The organism is Blautia wexlerae, from assembly GCF_013300825.1.
Classification (GTDB): Bacteria; Bacillota; Clostridia; order Lachnospirales; family Lachnospiraceae; genus Blautia_A; species Blautia_A wexlerae_B.
Map to the genome: position 1 here is coordinate 12,377 of NZ_JAAIMY010000025.1, position 21,106 is coordinate 33,482.

General features: G+C 44.0%; 16 protein-coding genes and 1 tRNA gene. 3 read left to right on the plus strand and 14 right to left on the minus strand.

Translation table 11 applies throughout. The features are described 5' to 3' along the window. The first annotated feature begins 54 nt into the window (after positions 1-54). Together G4417_RS12450 and G4417_RS12455 are read left to right on the plus strand one after the other, a co-directional pair. The gene (locus G4417_RS12450) at positions 55-930 is read left to right on the plus strand and encodes an aldose 1-epimerase family protein (RefSeq protein ID WP_173683717.1); all 876 of its coding nucleotides are present in this window, start codon (positions 55-57) and stop codon (positions 928-930) included. A 151-nt stretch (positions 931-1,081) separates the two neighbouring features. Continuing rightward, entirely contained in the window at positions 1,082-1,954 is an 873-nt protein-coding gene (locus tag G4417_RS12455; RefSeq protein WP_173683718.1) for a homocysteine S-methyltransferase family protein, read from the plus strand. A gap of 190 nt (positions 1,955-2,144) precedes the next feature. Here G4417_RS12455 and G4417_RS12460 read toward each other — a convergent pair whose 3' ends face one another. The 11 genes from G4417_RS12460 to glgB all read right to left on the minus strand — a co-directional run bounded on the left by G4417_RS12460 (position 2,145) and on the right by glgB (position 15,761). Further along, on the minus strand, positions 2,145-3,287 hold the full coding sequence (locus tag G4417_RS12460) for a DUF362 domain-containing protein (protein WP_330598728.1): 1,143 nt from the start codon (positions 3,285-3,287) through the stop codon (positions 2,145-2,147). Next, a complete protein-coding gene (gene ptsP / locus G4417_RS12465) occupies positions 3,284-4,918 on the minus strand; it encodes a phosphoenolpyruvate--protein phosphotransferase (RefSeq protein WP_173683719.1) in 1,635 nt (544 codons plus the stop codon). The genes G4417_RS12460 and ptsP overlap by 4 nt, the downstream gene beginning before the upstream one ends. A gap of 9 nt (positions 4,919-4,927) precedes the next feature. Then, positions 4,928-5,962 carry a polyamine ABC transporter substrate-binding protein gene (locus tag G4417_RS12470; protein ID WP_119253049.1) on the minus strand — a complete coding sequence of 345 codons (1,035 nt, stop codon included), beginning with the start codon at positions 5,960-5,962 and terminating at the stop codon, positions 4,928-4,930. Positions 5,963-6,051: 89 nt separating this feature from the next. Beyond that, on the minus strand, positions 6,052-7,896 hold the full coding sequence (locus G4417_RS12475; protein ID WP_173683720.1) for an extracellular solute-binding protein: 1,845 nt from the start codon (positions 7,894-7,896) through the stop codon (positions 6,052-6,054). A gap of 11 nt (positions 7,897-7,907) precedes the next feature. Beyond that, positions 7,908-8,723 carry an ABC transporter permease gene (locus tag G4417_RS12480; RefSeq protein ID WP_022381260.1) on the minus strand — a complete coding sequence of 272 codons (816 nt, stop codon included), beginning with the start codon at positions 8,721-8,723 and terminating at the stop codon, positions 7,908-7,910. Then, positions 8,723-9,769, minus strand: a complete 1,047-nt coding sequence (potA, locus tag G4417_RS12485) for a spermidine/putrescine ABC transporter ATP-binding protein (RefSeq protein ID WP_202018839.1) — start codon at positions 9,767-9,769, stop codon at positions 8,723-8,725. Before potA ends, G4417_RS12480 begins: the two co-directional genes overlap by 1 nt. Before the next feature lie 99 nt (positions 9,770-9,868). Further along, positions 9,869-10,642 (minus strand): ABC transporter permease, encoded by a 774-nt coding sequence (locus tag G4417_RS12490; RefSeq protein ID WP_118330422.1) that lies wholly within the window; start codon positions 10,640-10,642, stop codon positions 9,869-9,871. Then, positions 10,639-11,502: an ABC transporter permease gene (locus G4417_RS12495; RefSeq protein ID WP_173683721.1), complete on the minus strand. Its 864-nt coding sequence runs from the start codon at positions 11,500-11,502 to the stop codon at positions 10,639-10,641. The genes G4417_RS12490 and G4417_RS12495 overlap by 4 nt, the downstream gene beginning before the upstream one ends. After that, positions 11,489-12,688 (minus strand): ABC transporter ATP-binding protein, encoded by a 1,200-nt coding sequence (locus G4417_RS12500; RefSeq protein ID WP_173683722.1) that lies wholly within the window; start codon positions 12,686-12,688, stop codon positions 11,489-11,491. Before G4417_RS12500 ends, G4417_RS12495 begins: the two co-directional genes overlap by 14 nt. Before the next feature lie 639 nt (positions 12,689-13,327). Beyond that, positions 13,328-13,400, minus strand: a tRNA-Thr gene (locus G4417_RS12505). A gap of 60 nt (positions 13,401-13,460) precedes the next feature. After that, positions 13,461-15,761 (minus strand): 1,4-alpha-glucan branching enzyme, encoded by a 2,301-nt coding sequence (glgB, locus tag G4417_RS12510; protein WP_173683723.1) that lies wholly within the window; start codon positions 15,759-15,761, stop codon positions 13,461-13,463. Between the two features lie 253 nt (positions 15,762-16,014). On the opposite strand from glgB, the gene G4417_RS12515 reads away from it, so the two are divergent. Beyond that, positions 16,015-16,989, plus strand: a complete 975-nt coding sequence (locus G4417_RS12515; RefSeq protein WP_025577613.1) for a carbohydrate kinase family protein — start codon at positions 16,015-16,017, stop codon at positions 16,987-16,989. A gap of 192 nt (positions 16,990-17,181) precedes the next feature. On the opposite strand, the gene G4417_RS12520 is transcribed toward G4417_RS12515, so the two are convergent. From G4417_RS12520 to ilvB, 3 genes are read right to left on the minus strand one after another with little or no spacing between them, the layout of a single operon-like run. Next, positions 17,182-18,345 (minus strand): phosphoglycerate dehydrogenase, encoded by a 1,164-nt coding sequence (locus G4417_RS12520; protein ID WP_173683724.1) that lies wholly within the window; start codon positions 18,343-18,345, stop codon positions 17,182-17,184. Continuing rightward, positions 18,345-19,427 (minus strand): 3-phosphoserine/phosphohydroxythreonine transaminase, encoded by a 1,083-nt coding sequence (serC, locus tag G4417_RS12525; protein ID WP_055058074.1) that lies wholly within the window; start codon positions 19,425-19,427, stop codon positions 18,345-18,347. The genes G4417_RS12520 and serC overlap by 1 nt, the downstream gene beginning before the upstream one ends. Continuing rightward, a complete protein-coding gene (ilvB, locus tag G4417_RS12530) occupies positions 19,411-21,102 on the minus strand; it encodes a biosynthetic-type acetolactate synthase large subunit (RefSeq protein ID WP_173683725.1) in 1,692 nt (563 codons plus the stop codon). The genes serC and ilvB overlap by 17 nt, the downstream gene beginning before the upstream one ends. Positions 21,103-21,106 lie beyond the last annotated feature (4 nt).

Here is a 21,106-nt window from a genome sequence, read left to right on the forward strand (position 1 = left end):
CTATTCGGTACCTTCGCAGTTACACAATATTTATCTATCAAGGAGGAGTCATTTATGATTCATACAATTGAAAACGACTATCTGAGAGTATCTGTAGACGATCATGGTGCTGAGCTTTGCAGCATTTTTGATAAAATACATAACAGAGAAGTGATCTGGCAGGCAGATCCTGCTTACTGGAAACGCCATGCACCGGTTCTTTTTCCTAATGTGGGACGTCATTTTGAGGACCATTATCGCATCAACGGGATCGAATATCCTTCCAGTCAGCATGGATTTGCCAGAGACAGCGAATTTACCTGCGTGGATATGACTGCTGATTCCATCACCCATAAGCTGAAATCTTCTGATGCCACAAGAGAAAATTATCCATATGATTTTGAGTTGAAGATCAAGCATGTTCTGGAGAAGAACCAGGTCAGTGTATGCTGGGAAGTAATCAGCCTTAATGACGAAACCATGTATTTTACCATTGGCGGCCATCCCGCTTTCAATGTACCTGCCGGAGGAATTGGTTCCCAGGAGCAATATCATCTTACTTTTGACGGCCAGGATTCCCTCTCCTATCTGCTGATCGATATGTCATCAGGCACCGCTGTTGCAGATAAAGCTTATACCCTGGAACTCGAGAATGGTTCCTGCCTTATTGATGCTCATATGTTTGACAAAGACGCTCTTATTTTTGATAACCAGATTGAAAAAGCCGGTATCGCTTTCCCTGACGGAACTCCTTATCTGGAACTGAGCTGTCATGGATTTCCAAGCTTTGGCATCTGGTCCGTCCCGGGTTCTCCTTTTGTATGTCTGGAACCATGGATGGGACGCTGTGATGATTTTGGATTTAAAGGCGAGCTTCCGAAAAAGAAATATATCAACACTCTGAACAAGGATGAAATTTTTACTGCATCATATGAAATAAAAATTTATTAATTTTCTCCATTTATCCTGAGACCTGTGCTATAATATCACAGTATATGAAAGTCATCCTGTCCGGTATCCACGAATTTCCCATGCATGTAGGCATGACTGATTCATGGCAGCCACTCAGGACTTTCATAGTAAAACACAGGAGGAAATTTCCATGACTAAAGAAGAATTTCAGAAGCTGACACAGAATGTTGTATTGCTTGACGGAGCAACCGGTTCCAATCTTATGGCTTCCGGTATGCCAAGAGGAATCTGTACAGAAGCATGGATCATGGAACACAAAGAGATTCTGCAGAATCTCCAGAAGGCTTATGCAGAAGCAGGAAGCCAGATTGTATATGCCCCCACTTTTGGCGGCAACCGTTACAGCCTGGGACTTCACGGACTGCAGGATAAGCTGGTGGAAATGAACCATGCACTTGTAAATATTTCCAGAGAGGCAGTGGGACATAAGGTTTATGTTGCAGGTGATATTACCACAACTGGAAAGATGATGGAACCTGCCGGTGATCTCACCTATGAGATGGCATATGAAACATACTGTGAACAGATTAAAGTTCTTGAAGATGCAGGTGTTGATCTGATTATTGCGGAAACTATGATTAATATCGAGGAAACACTGGCTGCGCTGGATGCCGCAGCAACTGTAAGTTCTCTTCCTGTAATGTGTACAATGACCGTAGAAGCTGACGGAAGCATTTTCAGCGGAGGAAATGCTGTGGAGGCTGCGATTGCCCTTGAGGGTGCAGGTGCTGTGGCAGTTGGCATCAACTGTTCTGTAGGACCCGACCAGCTGGTATCCGTTGTCCGCAATATCAAAGAGAACGTATCCATTCCTGTCATCGCCAAACCTAATGCAGGTATGCCAACGATTGATGACCAGGGAAATGCCATTTACAGTATGGACGCCAAAAACTTTGCAGAACATATGAAGGTTCTGATTGAAAATGGTGCGTCTGTTGTCGGAGGATGCTGTGGTACTACTCCGGAATTCATCCATGAGATAAGCAGAATCCTCGGAAGATAGATTTTGTATCTTCGACAGCCATAGTCAGACGAATAACGAATATTCGCAGCCAAAGCAGGGAACTTTCCTGATTCGGTTAAAGAGGGATATGACTCAAAAAAGCACATAACTTAGGATAGAATCTGTCTCAATCCGAGATATTCTCATCCTCTGTTATGTGCTTTTGCGCTTTTTATTATCTGCTTTTCATCTACTTCACTTTGATTGCTTTTTTCGGGCACATCTCCTGGCAGCAGAAACAGCGGATACACTTTCTGTAATCATATACCGGCGGCTTTCCCTTGCCTTTTCTGAAATCCACAGCTTTCCCCGGAACCGGGCAGCTCTGGACACAAATGCCACAACGGACACATTTATCAGCTTCTATATATGGTTTCTTCTGAAATATTTTTAATGCTCCCGCCATTTTTGTCCAGATATTCTTTCGTACTTCTGTACGGTCTACATTAAAAGCCGGATTTCCGTATTTTTTCACTGCCTCTGCCATGGAAATCTCCCCGTCTGGTGTCAGAAGGGTAATCTCCTCTTCTTTCCATGTACCAAGTCCCATTTTCTCACCATGATAGTTCGTCGGAACCATCTCCGGTTTCAGATAAACCAGACGGCTGAATACACTGTCCAGTGCGACCGGATCTGTGGACATCAACAGCACGTTCATAGGAACCGGATCTCCCGAACCCGGTCCATTGCCCTCCATGGCTACAATGCCATCCATCACATACAGCTTCGGTGCCACACATTTATTCAGATCAATAAGCATTCTGGCAAAGCTGTCTGCGCTTGGGTACTGCGTGTGCCCTTTCGCTTTATGGAACCCATATACAAACCCATAACTGTTCTTAACTGCACCAGTGATACGTTCTAATGCATGTGTTTTCATCTTACTCAGGGAAATCACACAGTCCTGCTCCAGAAGTTCTTTTGGCAGAATAAATTCTTTTGCCTGAATTCCCTGCGGATAAGCAGTTTTCACACCCTCAGAATAATCAACAGCCGGAATATGATATTTCTCCAGATAAGTATCCATTCCTGTTCCGCGGATCACTGCCTGAGTAGTTCCATGACCGCAGGAATCCGCAAGCACAATATTCTCATATCCACTTTCACACAGGATTCGCGCAAAAGCTCCTACTACAACCGGATGTGTGATCACTGCTTTCTCTACATCTGCTTTCTTCAGCAGATTCGGCTTCAGCAGGATCTTCGCATCCTTTAGAATCAGAGTCTCCACTCCACCCAGAAAATCCAGGCCCTGTTTCAGCAGCATATGGATTTTTTCTTCATCATATTCCCTGCAGGGAAGTAATACTACTTTACTTTTCACCAAATTCACGCACCCTTATCATCTTTGGACAGATCTGCCTGTCTCAGTGCTTTTCTTACCGGTAAAATACATGCCGGCACTACAGAAAGACAGTCCACCCCCATCCTCAGAAATTCTTCTGTCAGAGCAGTATCTGCTGCAAGTTCTCCGCAGATGCACACACGCTTATTCTCCGCATGTCCCGCTTCGATCACCATCCGGATCATGCGCAGCACTGCCGGGTGATGGTCATTATATTTCTTCCGCAGAAGTGGATTCTGTCTGTCCATTGCCAGTGTATACTGACTCAGGTCATTAGTTCCAAGACTCAGGAAATCTACCCTTCTGGCAAGTTCCCAGCTGATCATGACTGCTGCCGGAGTCTCGATCATGATTCCTGTTTTTATATGTTTATATGGAATTCCTTTTTCATCCAGCCCGCTCTTAACTTCCCGGATAATCTCTTCAATCTCATCCATTTCCTCTTCTGAACTGATCATTGGATACATCAGTGCCAGGTTTCCATAGGCACTCGCCCTGAAAATTGCCCGAAGCTGTGCCTTGAACATTCTTTTTCTGTCAAGACAGAGACGGATTCCTCTGTTCCCCATGATCGGATTTGTCTCATCCGGGATATTCAGATATTCTGCCTGCTTGTCTGCGCCAAGATCTGCCGTACGGATTACAGTGATCTTTTCTCCCATAGTCTCCGCAATCTTTTTGTATGCAAGAAACAACTCATTTTCACGTGGATAATTCTCTCTTCCAAGATACTGGAATTCACTGCGCAGAAGCCCAATCCCGGCAGCTCCGTAATACAGCACACTGTTCAGATCATCCATATTTCCGATATTGGCATAGATTTCAATTCTCCTGCCATCTTTTGTGATATCCGGTTCCCTCCTTAATTTCAGAAGCTCTTCCCTTTCTTCTTTATCAGCCTGTCTGCGGATCTCATATTCTTTTTTTACCTCTTCATCCGGATTAATATAGAAAGTTCCGGTATATCCATCCACAATAGCCTGCTGTCCGTCCCACTCCGAATCTGTGTCAATTTCTACCAGAACCGGTATATTCATGGTTTTTGCCATAATGGCGGCATGAGACATATCGGAACCATGATGGGTAACAATAGCCATCAGTTTGTCCTTATCCATCTCCATCAGTTCTGTTGGTGTAATGCTCTCCGTCACAACGATCACAGGCTCTTCTCCAAGATCTATTCTGGGAGAGATACCTCCCAGTTCACTGATCAGGCGTTCAGAAATCTCCCCTATATTATCCAGCCGTTCTTTAATCGCAGGTTCTTCCAGAGTTCTGAAAGTCTTAAGCATCTCATCCCTTGTAGTCATCACCGCATAGGCAGAATTTACTTTTTCACCCTGTATGACACTTTCAATGGCACGCTGAAAGCTTTTTCCCTCCAGCAGATTCTTCTGTCTGAGAAAAATCTCAGCCTGAGTCCCCTGAGTTATACAGTTTTTTTCATATAAATCTGCCAGTTGCTCCATAACTCTGACGCGCGCCTGCCGGAAAATATTCAATTCTGCTTTTACATCTGTGATTTCGTACTGGCGTATCTGATATTCACTTTTATGATAATACAGTATTTTACCGATGGCAATTCCGGAAAAGGCACCGGTTCCCTTGTAAACATCCATATTAACTCCTTAGTCGCAGGCAGCCTTGAATTCAGTCCAGTTCTTCTGATACTGTGCGTCTGCGTCCTGGCTTACATTCTGGACGATCTCGCCCTTTGTAACGTCATCCGGAACTACCAGATCCGGATTTACCAGCTCATCTGCTGCTTTATTTGTACTGTAATAGCCGATATAATCTGTGCATTTCGCTGCAACCTCCGGCTGCATGATATAATCCATGAAAGAATATGCCGCATCTTTATCCGGCGCTTCACTTGGAATAAACATACCCATAATACCAAATCCAAGTCCCTCTTCCGGATATACCACCTTCAGATCAGGATTCTCAGCCAGTGCAGCTGTTACCTGCGAAGTGTAAAGGAATCCTACGCTTGCCTCTCCGTTAAGAAGTGCATTCTGTGTATTGTCATCCTGGATCAGACGTACATTCGGAGCAAGTTCCAGAAGTTTCTCCCCTGTCTTCTTAATCACATCAACGTCCTCTTCATTCATGCTCTCGCCCATGGAAAGCTGGGTGATACCATTGATCACACGATAATTTGCAGTCAGCGCAATGCTGTCCTCAAGAGACGGATCCCAGAGGTCTTTATATCCTTTGATATCAATATCCACCTGCTCCGGATCGTAAACGATCAGTGGGATACCTGCTCCGTAAGGAACTGTGTATTCATCATCCGGATCATAGAACTGTCCCTGATATAATGGGTTGATATTCCCGATATTCTCCAGAGAATCCTTGTCAAGCTTCTCTGCAAGTCCTTCCTGGATCGCAGTTTCCAGAATATAATCATCTGCGATTACAATATCATAGTCGCCGCCCTTTGCCATGGAAAGCTTCTCAAGCATGGTTTCATCTGTATCGAAGTTTGAATAAACAACTTTAACTCCTGTCTCTTTTTCAAAATCATCCAGAACTTCCTGCGGGAACATTCCCTCCCAGGTAAAGAGAACAAGTTCTTTATCATCTCCTGCATCCTTGAATCCGGTGAATGCTGTTCCTGCCATTAATGCACACATCACTACTGCAAGTACTCTTTTTTTCATAAATGATCTCCCTTCTTATGCTCTGCATTGTTGTCTGTATCAGCCACTGTCCGCCTTCCACTGTATCGGCAGACAGCGGCTATCCTTTTTTACTTTGCTTTTACTTTTGTCCAGAGTTCCGCAAATTTCTGCTTGATCTTTGGTTTCTGATAAGCAAAGATTTCGTTATTCAGGTTGGTTGTATCCGGAATATAAGAACTGATTCCGGCATAATCCCCCTCCTTCATTGTTTCAAAAGCACTCTTCACTGTAGAAGTATACCCTACTTCTTCCGTATTGGAAAGAGCAGATTTATCACTGATCATAAAATTAATAAATTCATGGGCAAGCTGTACTTCGCTGCAGTCCTTTGTGATAACCATTGCATCATACCATCTGTTGGTTCCCTGTTCCGGTGTGAAGTAGTCCAGATTCGGGTTTTCGCTGATAATGTAAGATGCATCTCCGGAGTACACAACTGCCAACGCTTTGTTTCCTGAAATCATATTGTCGATCACATCATCGCCTGCATAGATCGGATCCATAGTGTCACGCTGATCAATCAGCCACTGATAAGCCTCCTCGATCTCAGACTCATTTGTAGTATTCATGGAATACCCAAGTGCCTTTAATGCTATCATAAAGGAATCTCTCTCAGAATCATACATGTAAATATTTCCTTTATATTTAGGATTACGCAGAAGATTCCATCCATCTTTCAGATCAGCCTCATCTACTACTGTCTTATCATAAAGGATTCCTACTGTTCCCCAGAAATACGGGCAGGAATAACGGTTGCCCGGATCATAGCTCTGGTTCATGACATCATCCAGCAGATTTTTCTTATTCGGAATTTCTTTCCAGTCAAGTGCCTGCAGATATTCTTCTTTGATCAGTCTCTCAATCATGTAATCAGACGGGATCAGCACATCATAAGTCTCACCGCTTGAAAGCTTGGTGTACATCATCTCATTTGACTCAAAAGTCTCGTATACGATAGTACAATCATACTCTTTCTCGAAATCCTCCAGCAGAGAAAGATCCATGTACTCTCCTGCATTGTAAACTTTCAGCACATGAGTGGACTGCGCCACGAATCCCCATTTAATCAGCCCTGCTGTAACGGCAACAACCAGAACTATAGAGACAATTTTTACTGCTTTTCTATTCAGCTTCCTGGCTTTATTCTTAAACTTCGGAAGCAGATTGGACAAAAGCAGTACCACGATGATGACTACGATCACGATGGTTGACAAAGCATTGATCGTCGGATTGATACGCTTTGTCATATTATATACAACAATAGAGATATTCTTTACACCATTTCCTGATACGAAATAGGAAATAACGAAATCATCAAATGACATGGTAAATGCAAGCAATGCACCTGCAAAAATACCCTCTTTGATCATGGGCACGATAACCTTTGTCAGAGCCTGAAAAGGAGTTGCCCCAAGGTCCATGGCAGCATTTGCCATATTCGGATCCAGAGCCCTTACCTTCGGATAAACGCTGGTAATTACATACGGGGTACAGAATGCAATATGTGCCAGCAGCATAGTCAGATACCCTTTTCGAAATCCCAGAGAAGAGAACAACAGCATCAGGCTGATGGCTGTTACGATCTCAGGATTCAGGATCGGAATATTATTAATACTCAAAAGTAGCTCTTTGATTACCTTCTTTGATTTGGATAAGCCGATCGCTGTAATGGTTCCAAGTATTGTAGAAACAATGGTTGCAATGATCGCAATGGTAACAGATACATAAACCGCCTTAATTACTTCCCCATTACCGAGAAGTTCCTGATACCAGCGCAGGGAAAAGCCTGTAAATCTGGTCAGTGACTTGGATGAGTTAAAGGAAAAGATCATCGTCACCAGAATCGGCAGGTAAAAGAAAGCAAGGCAGAGTACTACATATAACATTGAGAAAAATTTATTATTACGTTTCATGCCGTCCTCCCTTATTCATCTTTATCCATCTTCTTCATCAGGCTCATAAAGATCAGAATGAGCACAGCCAGAATCAGAGAAATCGCACTTCCGAAGTTCCAGTCACCAACTGAGATAAACTGAGACTCGATCAGGTTACCGATCAGCATGTACTGTCCGCCTCCGAGAAGTTTCGGAATAACGAATGTGGAAATAGACAGCAGGAATACCATCATGATTCCATTGAGTACGCCGGGGATGGACAATTTCCAGATAACCTTTGTGAAGGTCTGGAATTTATTTGCCCCCAGGTCATAGGCAGCCTCGATAAAGGATTTATCCATTTTACTCAGGGATGTGTGGATCGGGATGATCATAAACGGCATAAAGTTACAGACCAGACCAACCACTACGGAAAAGTCCGTATACATCATTGTCACCGGGGAAATCCCCAGTAATCCAAGCAAATGGTTGATGATACCATTGTCTGACAGCAGGTTCATCCATGCATAGGTACGCAGAAGCATATTGATCCATTCCGGAATAGTTACCAGCAGGATCAGAAGACTCTGGGATTTCTCCGGACATTTGGAAATAATATATGCCAGCGGATAGCCGAGTCCCAGACAGATGACCGTCGTCAGGATTCCAAGCTTAAAGGACTTGAAAATAACGCTCATATACGTTGCTTCCAGGAATTTGCGGAAATTCTCCAGTGTAAAGGAGAACGTCAGCACTTCGTTTCCGTCTTCTGTAAATGCATATAATGCGATCAGTATCAGCGGGATGACAATGACCACAAATGCCCACACAAGATATGGTTTGATAAGATTTCTGTACTGTTTCATCAGTAGCTTCCCATCTTACACATAACATGGATGTCTTCAGGCCCGAATTTCAGTCCCACTTCCCTTCCGACTTCCGCATAATCTGTGGTATGAACCATATAAGTACGAAGCTCTGTCTCGATCAGGATTTCATAATGCACACCCTTGAAGGTAATATTGCGCACGATTCCCCTGATCTTTGCCTGACCGGGATCTACGATATCCAGATCCTCAGGTCTTAATACAACTTCAATCTCTTCATTATCTTCAAATCCCTTATCCACACATTCAAACTCAAATCCGTCAAAAGCAACCAGATAATCACGGATCATAGTTCCCTCGATAATATTAGATTCACCGATAAAGCCTGCAACAAAACGGTTTTCCGGCTCATTGTAGATATCTGTAGGAGAGCCGATCTGCTGAATCTCACCGTTATTCATAACAACAACCGTATCTGACATGGACAGAGCTTCTTCCTGGTCATGAGTAACATAAATGAAAGTGATGCCAACTTCCTGCTGGATCTTCTTTAATTCTACCTGCATCTGTTTACGGATCTTTGCATCCAGTGCACCCAGAGGCTCATCTAAAAGCAGAACCTTCGGCTCATTTATCAGAGCCCTGGCAATGGCCACTCGCTGCTGCTGTCCACCGGAGAGCAGAGTTACATCTCTTTTCCCAAAGCCCTCCAGACCAACCATCTTCAGCATACGCTCCACCTTCTGGGCGATGACAGTTTTATCGACCTTCTTTAGATTCAGCCCGAAACCGATGTTCTCCGCCACATTTAAATGAGGAAAAAGAGCATACTTCTGAAACACAGTGTTAACCTCTCTCTTGTACGGGGGAAGCTTGGAAATCTCAATCCCGTTAAACAGTACTTCTCCGTCACTTGGTTCTTCAAAGCCTGCAATGATTCGAAGCGTGGTTGTCTTTCCACATCCGCTGGGTCCCAAAAGCGTCAGGAATTCCTTTTCGTAAATATCCAGATTGATGCCGCGCAAAACCTGCTGATCATCAAAATTCTTGGTCAGATTTTTTAACTCAATCAGTTTGTTCATCATCTTTTCCTTCCTCTGAATGTATTTTTCTCTGTTTTTTATAATCCGGCTGTTCCAAAAGCATTGACCGGCTGTTCAGAATGTTCCTAAAAGCTATATCATTTATTTTTTCTTCTTTGTTATCAGTGAATAAACAATAAAAATAATCAGTGTAGCTGCCAGCAGAATGGTACACAACGCATTGATCTCCGGCGTCACTCCCGTTTTCAGCTGTGTGTACACCTTGATGGGCAGCGTAGACAGACGGGGTCCGTTTACAAAGATACTTATTACCACATCATCCATAGACATGGCAAACGCAAGCAGCGAACCCGAAATTACCGCCGGCATAATTAATGGCAGCGTAATATCCCAAAATGCCCGGAAGGGTCCTGCACCCAGATCCCTTGCAGCTTCTTCCAGTGCCGGATCCATGCCTGCCAGTCTTGCCTTCACTTCCATCAGAATATAAGGCACGCAGAATACCGTATGGCCTATTAACAGTGTCAGCATGCCAAAGGGCAGGTTCAGCATATAAAAGAATGCCATCAGCACCATACCAAGGATGATCTCCGGTATCATTAACGGCAATATGGAAATGTATTCCAGTGCCCCTTTTGACTTCCAGTGAATCCTTGATAACCCAACTGCGCCCAGAGTACCGATCACTGCGCTTACCAGACAGCTTAATACCCCAAGAATCAGGCTGTTCACCAGTGCTTCCAGCATTGCTCTGTCATGGATCAGTTCCTGATACCATTTCAGAGAAAAGCCTGTAAATTTCACCGGCAGTTTGGATTCATTAAATGAAAAAACAATCACTACTGCGATAGGGAGATACATCAGAAAGAAAATCAGCCCCATATAAAATCCGGCAAATCTTGAATTCTTTTTCATCCGATTCCCTCCAGTTCTCTGGCATTTGTCACTTTCCTGTAAATCATGATCAGTATAGTTGTAAGTACCATCATCACCACAGCAAGTGCCGCTGCAAATGGCCAGTTACTTCCTCTTGTCATCTGATCCTGTATCAGGCTTCCCACAAGTACCACTTTATTTCCGCCCAGGATATCTGCAATAAAGAACAGTCCCATGGATGGCACAAAAGTCAGGATCACACCCGAAAGCAGCCCGGGCAGTGTAAGCTTCAGTGTTATGGTAAAAAATGCCTGCAGTCTGGATGCCCCAAGATCTCTGGCAGCCTCCACATAAGACCAGTCCAGCTTCTCTGCGCTGGAGTATACAGACATGATCATAAACGGGAGAAGTACATAAATCATACCGATCACAATTGCCGGATAGCTGTACAGGATAGACAGCGGTTTCTCAATAATCCCAAGTTTCATTAATGCAAAGTTCAAAAGTCCTTTTTTCTGTAGAATGATGATCCAGCCATACAGACGGATCAGGGAATTTACCCAGAACGGCGTGGATAACAAAAGCTGTGCCTTTTTCTTTCTGTGCTCCGGCAGCCTTGCCATGAAATACCCGAACGGATAGCCGATCAAAGCGATCACTATCGTGCTGGTAAATGCCAGCTTCAGCGATTCCGCAAATGTATTCAGGTATACAGGTTCCAGAATATTTCTGTAATTGTCCAGCGTAAATTTCCAGGTCACCCCAAATCCTCTGGACGGCGTAGCAAAACTCAGCGCCACCATATAGATAAGGGGACATACCACAAACACAATAGTAAAAATATACAGTGGAAGTGTCATCCATGCAGAACTGTCAGAACGGTTTCTACGCTTCTTCATGAATGTCCTCCCTGTCTACCAGTACTGCATCTGTCGGCAGAAAACTGCATCTTACTGTCTGGCCTTCTGCGACGGATGCGTCGATTCCGTACCTGCTGGCGATCAATTGTGTACCATCACTCAGCTTCAGAGTTACACGAAGCTGACCTCCTGCAAAGTTCTTCTCTGTAACAGTCGCCTGTAAGCCCGATATACTATTCATATCATGTATATCTGAAATCCCGCCTGTCACACTTATATCAACAGTGTCTCTGTGATCTGTACCGGTATCACCGATTACAGTAGCTTCCTGTAACAATATATTTTCGCTTCTAACAGCCAGAGTTACTTCCTCTCCTGCTGCAAGGTGCTGTTTTTCCTCTGTATCCTGCTGACTTGTTTCAAGCTTTACAATTACCCTGTCATTTCCGATTTTTACGATTACATTCTCTCCCTGAACACTCTCTGCAACCCCATGCAGGATATTGGCATTTCCTACAAATGTTGCTACATAACTGGTCTTTGGATGATTATAAATCTCATCCGGTGTTCCGATCTGCTCAATACATCCGTCCTTCATCACCGCGATCCTGTCAGACATATTGATAGCTTCTTCCTGATCATGAGTGATATAGATAAATGTAATTCCCAGCTTCTTCTGCAGATGCTTCAGTTCTATCTGCATTGCACGGCGAAGCTGCAGATCCAGTGCTCCCAGCGGCTCGTCCAGAAGCAGTACTTTGGGATTATTCACCAGTGCTCTCGCAATGGCAACTCTCTGTTTCTGACCGCCCGAAAGTTCGGAAGGCTTTCTTTTTTCATATCCTTTAAGCTGTACCAGTTCCAGCATCTGAGAAACTTTTTTCCTGATCTCACTCTTTGGAACTTTTTTCAGTTTCAGGCCATAGCCAATATTCTCCGCAACATTCATATGCGGAAAGAGCGCATAATTCTGAAATACTGTATTCACATCCCTCTGGTTCGGCTCCAGACCTGTCACTTCTCTGCCGTCCAGCCAGACACTTCCTGCATCGGGCTGTTCCAGACCGGCAATGATTCGCAGTGTTGTCGTCTTGCCACATCCCGAAGATCCCAGCAAAGTAATAAACTCCCCTTTACTGATCTCAAGACTGATATTATCCAGAACTGCTTCGCCTTCTGTAAAACTTTTCTTTATCTCCTTCAGTTCAAGTGAAACCTCTGCCAACTATACTCAGCTCCTTTCATGTAAAAAAGATACCAACCTCTTTATACTAAAAAAGATACGAAACCACGCGTAAAAGCTCTCGCCCCTACATCGGTTTATGCCAATGCTGACGCCTGTTACAGTGCCAGTCTCTGCATGGTTTCGCATCTGTATATGTCCATTTTCCCAATTATAGATATATCCGGTCCGTTTTTGTTCCATCCAGTCTGCGTGCACTCCTGACCATGATGTCCACATAAGAAAACCGGAAATCAACCATTCTTCTTGATAGATTCCCGGTCATTATTTATTTGGTATAATCCAAAAGTTATATTAAAGGATAGGCCCAAGATTGTCAAGTAAATTTGTTACTGTTCACTCCGTTCACAGTAACTTAGCCAAAATTCATTCCAGATTGCCTGCGGCAATGGAATTTTGGCTTGTATGTCTCGGGATTTTTGCATATTCATGCCAAAACACCTCGCGGGATAGTGGCGTGTGGACAGTAACGTAAATTTCTCTTTACAATCATTTCAATTCCTACCGGCAATTTTAAGGTACTCACCATACGAACCTCCATAAAAGTATAAAAAATCCACTATACTCTGCTTTTCAGTATAGCGGATTTTCTATAAAATTACAATTGCCCAATATCTTTCAAGCTGAAAATGAGACTCGAACTCACGACCCCTTCATTACGAGTGAAGTGCTCTACCGACTGAGCTATTTCAGCTTATGCTGTAATCTGTCAGAAATTGATAATTCTGACAGTCACAGCATTTAGTTTATAACATTATTTCTTCTCTGTCAAGTCCTTTTTGACTGGTATTTTCTCCTCCGTTTTATTCACTATTTGGGGTGCTTCTTTTGTCACCTTTTTCGTCACCGGTTTCACTGCGGTTTTTACAGCTGCTTTTGTTTTCCCGGCAGCCTTTCGTACAGTTCTTGTCTTGGTGATGGATTTCTTGATCTGGCTGTGCTCGGCAGCAGGCTTTTTCTCAATTTCTTCCGGAGTGCAGGTAAAGACTGCCACGCCAAGTGCCGGAAGCTTCAATGTGATGGAATACTCTCTCTCATCACACTCAGCCTTCTTCGCTGCTTTAACTCTCGTATTTACTACACCATTACCACCGTACTTTTTATCATCACTGTTAAAGATTTCTTTATATTTGCCGGCAAAAGGAACTCCCACATTGTAGTTTTCATATGGGATTGCCGCGAAATTGCAGACAGCCAGAACAGTTTCTTCCGGTTTCTCTGTCTTTCTCATGAATGCGATCACATTCTCCTCATACTTCATCAGCTGAACCCATTCAAATCCATCATATTCATCATCCAGCTGATAAAGTGCAGGATGAGCAAGATACATATTATTGAGGTCTTTGACAAATACCTCCAGTTCCTTTGGCATATCTTTATCCGGTGCCATCATCTTGCATCCCGGATGAAGCATCATATAAGCATAAGCCTCTCTGATCTGCGCATTCTTCTGTTCTTCACTTCCAGGCAGCTTATCTGCGAAATCCTTCAATGTACCAACATCCCTGCTGCCAAGCGTCAGAATATAATGTTCACAGTATGCATAGAGCATGGACATGGTCAGCTGATCATGGTAATTCTTTCTCTCAATAGGATCCTTACTCAGATATTCAAGCAGATCTTTTGTCCATCCGCCACTCCATTTATAGTCAAATCCCAGATGGTCATTTCCCACACTGTCTGTCAGCTCCGGCCAGAGTCCGTTCTCCTGAGCAACTAAAAGCAATCCGGGATTTCTCTCCTTTATCACAGAATTCAGATGCTTCAGAAATTCCAAAGCATCCAGGTTCTCATTGGTTCCGTAAATATTAGGTGTCCACTCTCCCGGATTTCTGCCATAGTCCAGATACAGCATGGCATCCACATCATCCATACGCAGACCGTCAGCATGGTAGACCTCAGCCCAGAAGCAGGCATTGGAGATCAGAAAATCCTTAACCATCGGGCTTCCATAATTATAGAGCAGTGTTCCCCAGAACGGATGAATAGCCTCTGCCGGATTCTGTCTCTCATAAAGAGGTGTTCCGTCAAATTTCTCCAGGCCGGAGACATAACGCGGGAACTGTGCAGGTGTCCAGTCAAGAATCACACCGATTCCTGCCTGATGCAGTTCATCTACCAGCTTCTGAAAATCCGCCACGCTTCCAAATCTGGAAGTAGGTGCATAATATGCATATGTAGAATAACCACCTGTAATATCATCCAGGTATTCCATCACAGGATGAAGTTCCACATGGGTAAAATCTTCCTCTGCCAGAAATTCCACCAGTTCCTCAGCAGATTTCCATTCCTCCAGAGATGTTTCATATATAGAAACCGGCTGTTTCCTGTCATCAAATCTGGAACGCTCTTTCATCCAGTCTCCGTCATTCCACTGAAAAGCACTTACATCTGCTACCACAGATGCTCCCTCAGGATCATGCTCTGCACTGTTCCCATAAGGATCAGCCTTTAACAGAACTTCGCCGCCTTTGACTTTAATTTCATATTTATAGTGTGTTCCTGCCTCTACTCCGGGTACAAACAGCTCAAAGATACCGGACATAGGCATACGATGCATAATAGTCGCACGTCCGATCCATCCATTAAAATCACCTGCAATATTTACACTCACTGCGTTCGGAGCCCAGACAGCGAAAAGAGTACCTTTCACTCCTTTAATCTCCACAGGGTGTGCGCCCAGCTTCTTATATGCCTCATAATAAACACCTGCGCAGAAAGCCTTCTCCTCTTCTTCTGTGATCTGGCATGGAAAAGCATAGGGATCATAACATTCGGTCTCTGTTTCTCCCATTTTTATAAGGAATCTGTATTCCGGCACCTTGCGTACAGGAAGCAATACTGCAAAATATCCTGCCTCGTCCTCTTTCTCGCAGACATAGGTTTTCTTTCCACTGATTACACTGACTTCTTCTGCATCAGGAAAAAATCCCTGAATAAGAACTCCGTCCTGTGTGATCCTTGGTCCCATCACATCTCTGGGAGCAGTTTCCTCTCCATACACAATAGCTTCAATCCTCGGCCAGTCCATATAGCCGTATACTTTTTCGTCCATAGCTGCGTTACCTCCCCGATTGTCAGAAATACGATGATCGGTTACTCTTACCGGCAGCGTATTTATGGTACATTAAACGTCACCTGTAAACAATAACAAATCAAGTTATGTTTATTTTAGCATCTTTGCACAAAAAAATAAAGAAAATTGTTTGACAAATTCCCTTTCCTGCGCTAAATTTATGTTATTAACTATGGAAAGAATCTTGTTCCGGATACTATGCTTCTTTCCATCACAACAAGGAGGATACAAAATGGGAAACAAAGCCTTTGACGTAACCGCATTAGGCGAATTATTGATTGACTTTACTGAAAACGGTAACAGCGCACAGGGAAATCCGATGCTGGAAGCCAATCCGGGCGGTGCTCCATGCAATGTGCTTGCAATGCTTGAAAAACTTGGCAAAAAAACTGCATTTATCGGCAAAGTCGGAAACGACATGTTCGGAACCCAGCTTAAGAATGCTGTAGAGGAAGTAGGGATCGACACCCGCAACCTTGTGATCGACAACGAAGTACACACAACACTTGCCTTCGTACATACTTATCCTGACGGAGACAGAGATTTCTCCTTCTACCGTAACCCGGGTGCAGATATGATGCTAACCAAAGATGAAATCCAGGAAGACCTGATCAGAGATTCCAGAATCTTCCACTTCGGAACTCTTTCTTCCACTCACGAAGGAGTACGCGAGGCAACCCGCTATGCCATCGATGTTGCAAAAGAAGCCGGATGTATCGTCAGCTTCGACCCGAACCTTCGCCCGCCATTATGGAAATCTCTGGATGACGCAAAGGCAGAAATCGAATACGGCCTTGGCAAATGCGATATTCTGAAAATCTCAGATAACGAAGTTGAATTCCTGTTCGGAACTACAGACTATGACAAGGGTGCCGCACTTCTGAAAGAGAAATACAACATTCCGCTTATCCTTATCACACTTGGAAAAGACGGAAGCCGCGCTTACTACAAAGACATGAAAGTAGAGGCTGCTCCTTTCCTTCAGGAAAAGACTATCGAAACAACAGGTGCAGGCGATACCTTCTGTGCAAGTTCCTTAAACTATGTTCTGGAACATGGTCTGGACAATCTGACAGAAGAGAACTTAAAAGAACTGCTCACATTCGCAAATGCGGCAGCTTCTCTTATTACTACACGTAAGGGTGCTCTTCGCGTTATGTCCACCAAAGAAGAAGTTCTTGACTTTATGAAATCAAGAGGATGCTGATTTAACATCATAGTTTTTTAAGGAAGCCCTCTGGCACCGCCAGACCGGGCTTCTTTTTTATCCTAACATGAAAACAAAAATATCTCCCGGCAATTGAAAATCTCAATTGGACAGGAGATATTTTAAATATATAAATCTCTATTGCAAATCAACAGTCATTATAAAAATACTAAACCATTAACTTGTATCTTACTATTTTACCACACGAACTCTGGAAACGCCTTCAATTGCTTTTAGCTCATCCAGTGCTTCTTTGGATGCTGCGCTTTCCAGATCGATGAGAGTATAAGCATATTCGCCTTTACTCTTGTTTGTCATATCTGCGATGTTCAGGCCTTCTGCACCAAGGATCTTGGTAAACTGGCTGATCATGTTCGGGATATTTTTGTGGCAGATGGCGATACGTCCTACTGCCACGCAGGTTCCCATATCACAGTTCGGGAAATTTACAGAGTTTTTGATATTTCCGTTCTCAAGGAAATCTCTCACTTCTTTTACTGCCATCACTGCACAGTTTTCTTCGGATTCCTCTGTGGATGCTCCAAGGTGTGGAGTTACCAGAATTCCCTTATGTCCTGCTACTGTATGGTTTGCAAAGTCTGTCACATATTTCTTCACTTTTCCGCTGTCCAATGCTTCGATCAGAGCATCCTCGTCAACCAGAAGATCCCGGGCAAAGTTCAGAAGTACTACGCCGTCTTTCATCTTGTCTAATGCTTCTTTGTTGATCATCTGTCTTGTGCTGTCAAGAAGAGGTACATGGATGGTGATGTAATCACACTGGGAATAAATCTCATCCAGGCTCTTGATGTGCTTGATGGTGCGGGAAAGATTCCATGCAGCATCAATGGAGATGTATGGGTCATATCCGTATACTTCCATTCCAAGTGCAGAAGCAGCGTTTGCCACCATTGCTCCGATGGCACCAAGACCGATGATACCCAACTTCTTGCCCATGATTTCGCATCCTGCGAACTGTTTTTTCTGTTTCTCAGCAAGTTTATCGATATCTTCCTGATCTTTCTCTTTGGCAACCCATTCGATACCGCCTACAATATCACGGGAAGCAAGGAGCATACCTGCAAGTACAAGCTCCTTCACACCGTTTGCATTGGCGCCCGGTGTATTGAATACTACCACACCTTTTTCTGCACAGTCCTTTATCGGAATATTGTTGACACCTGCACCTGCACGTGCGATTACCTTTACGCTCTCAGGAAGTTCCATGTCATGCATTTTTGCACTTCTTACAAGGACTGCATCACACTCCTGCAGATCTTCGCTTTTCTTATATTCTTCATCAAATAATCCCAGACCTTTTTCTGCAATGGGATTCAGGCAATGATACTGAAACATTATGCATTTTCCTCCTCAAACTTCTTCATGAAAGCAACCAGCGCTTCCACACCTTCTTTTGGCATAGCGTTGTAGATACTTGCACGCATACCGCCCACTGTACGGTGTCCCTTTAAGTTTACAAGTCCTGCCTCTTTTGCTTCTTTTACAAATTTGGCATCCATGTCCTTGTCACCTGTTACGAATGGTACATTCATAAGAGAACGGTCTTCCGGTACAACAGTTCCTTTGAACAGCTTGCTCTGATCAAGGAAATCATAGAGGATTTTCGCTTTCTCAATGTTACGTCTCTGCATTTCTTCCAGGCCGCCCATTTTCTTCAGCCATTTGAAGACCTTACCGCATACATAGATGCAGTAGCAGTTTGGAGTATTGTAAAGAGAACCTGCATCTGCCTGTGTTTTGAATTTCAGCATAGTAGGTGTTCCTTCCAGAACATCGTCTGTGATCAGATCTTCGCGGATAATGGAGATTACCATACCTGCAGGTCCGATATTCTTCTGTACACCGCCATAGATAATTCCATATTTGGATACATCAACAGGCTCGGATAAGAAGCAGGAGGAAACATCTGCTACCAGAGTTTTTCCTTTTGTGTTGGGAAGCTTCTTGAATTTTGTTCCGTAAATTGTGTTGTTTTCACAAATGTATACATAGTCTGCATCCGGGCTGATCGGAAGGTCGCTGCAGTCAGGAATATAGGAGAAAGTCTTATCCTCGGAAGAAGCGATCTTGTTTGCTTTTCCATATTTCTGTGCTTCCTGGTATGCTTTCTTTGCCCACTGTCCTGTTACAATGTAATCAGCAACCTTGTTCTTCATAAGGTTCATAGGGATTGCTGCAAACTGCTGGGAAGCTCCGCCCTGAAGGAATAATACCTTATAATTATCCGGAATCTTCATCAGATCACGAAGATCCTGCTCTGCCTCGTCAATGATCTTCTGGAAATCAGCACTTCTGTGGCTCATTTCCATTACAGACATACCGGAGCCCTGATAGTCCATCATCTCCTCTGCTACTTCTTTCAGTACCTCTTCCGGCAGTACAGCCGGTCCTGCGGAAAAATTATACACTCTGCTCATTGTTTTTCATATCCTCCTCATCAAAAATATCATCAATGCTTGCGCCTGCCGGTACCATGGGGAATACGCTGAGATCCTGATCGATCATACAGTCAAGTACGATAGGTCCCGGACATGCCAGAGCCTCTTTTAATGCCGGCTCTACCTCTTCCATCTTTGTGATACGGATTGCTTTTGCTCCCATGGCTTCTGCCAGCTTCACAAAATCTACTGCATCATTTAAAATTGTATGGGAATATCTGTGGTCGTAGAACAAGGTCTGCCACTGACGTACCATTCCCAGTACATGATTGTTCAATACGATTTCTATTAAAGGTCTGCCACAGCGGACTGCTGTTGCGATCTCATTCATATTCATACGGAAGCAGCCGTCACCTGCAATGTTTACCACAGTTTTGTCCGGTCTTCCCATCTTGGCACCGATGGCTGCACCCAGTCCATATCCCATAGTTCCCAGGCCACCGGAAGAAAGGAAGGTTCTTGGCTCTTTGTATTTGAAATACTGAGCTGCCCACATCTGGTTCTGTCCAACCTCTGTTGTGATGATGGCATCTCCTTTTGTCAGTTCGTACAGCTTTTCAATAATGTATGGGCCTGTAAGCTGGGAGTGATCATATCTTAAGGGATATTTTTCCTTCAGTTCACTGATTTTTCCGGTCCATTCAGAATGCTTCATCTGTGGAAGCTTCTCCAGGATCCGTTTCAGTACTTCCTTCTCATCCCCGATAACGCTGGCATCCACAACAATATTTTTGTTGATCTCTGCAGCATCTACATCAATCTGAAGAATCTTTGCCTGTTTTGCAAAGGTCTTTGTATTTCCGGTGACACGGTCACTGAATCTGGCTCCAAGCACGATCAACAGGTCACATTTGGAAACTCCCAGGTTGGAAGCCTTAGTTCCATGCATTCCCAGCATACCTGTATACAGAGGATCTTCTCCTGAAAATCCACCTTTTCCCATAAGGCTGTCACACACCGGCGCATCAATTCTGTGTGCCAGCTCTGTCAATTCCGGGGAAGCATTGGAAATGATGGTGCCACCGCCGGTAAAGATAAATGGTTTCTTTGACTCACTGATCAACTGGACAGCAGTGTCAATATCTTCTGACTTAATTGTATCTACCTTCGGCAGAACAGCCACCGGACGCCGGGAGGTATATTCATATTTTGCACCTGTCACATCCTTTGTCACATCCACCAGCACAGGACCCGGACGGCCACTCTGTGCAATATAGAATGCTCTGCGGACAGTATCTGCCAGAGTCGTAATATCCTTTACAATAAAGCTGTGCTTTGTGATAGGCATTACGATTCCGGTAATATCCACCTCCTGGAAGGAATCCTTTCCAAGAAGGGGTGTTCCTACGTTACATGTGATGGCTACCATTGGTACGGAGTCCATGTATGCAGTTGCGATTCCTGTTACCAGGTTGGTAGCTCCCGGACCGGAAGTTGCGAGACACACGCCGACTTTTCCGGTTGCTCTTGCGTAACCGTCTGCTGCATGGGAAGCTCCCTGTTCATGGGAGGTCAGCACATGTGTGATCTGGTCTTTATATTCATAGAGGGCGTCATATACATTCAGGATGGCACCGCCCGGATATCCGAATACAGTGTCAACGCCCTGTTCTTTTAAACATTCAACGATGATTTCAGCACCTGTAAGCTGCATCTTT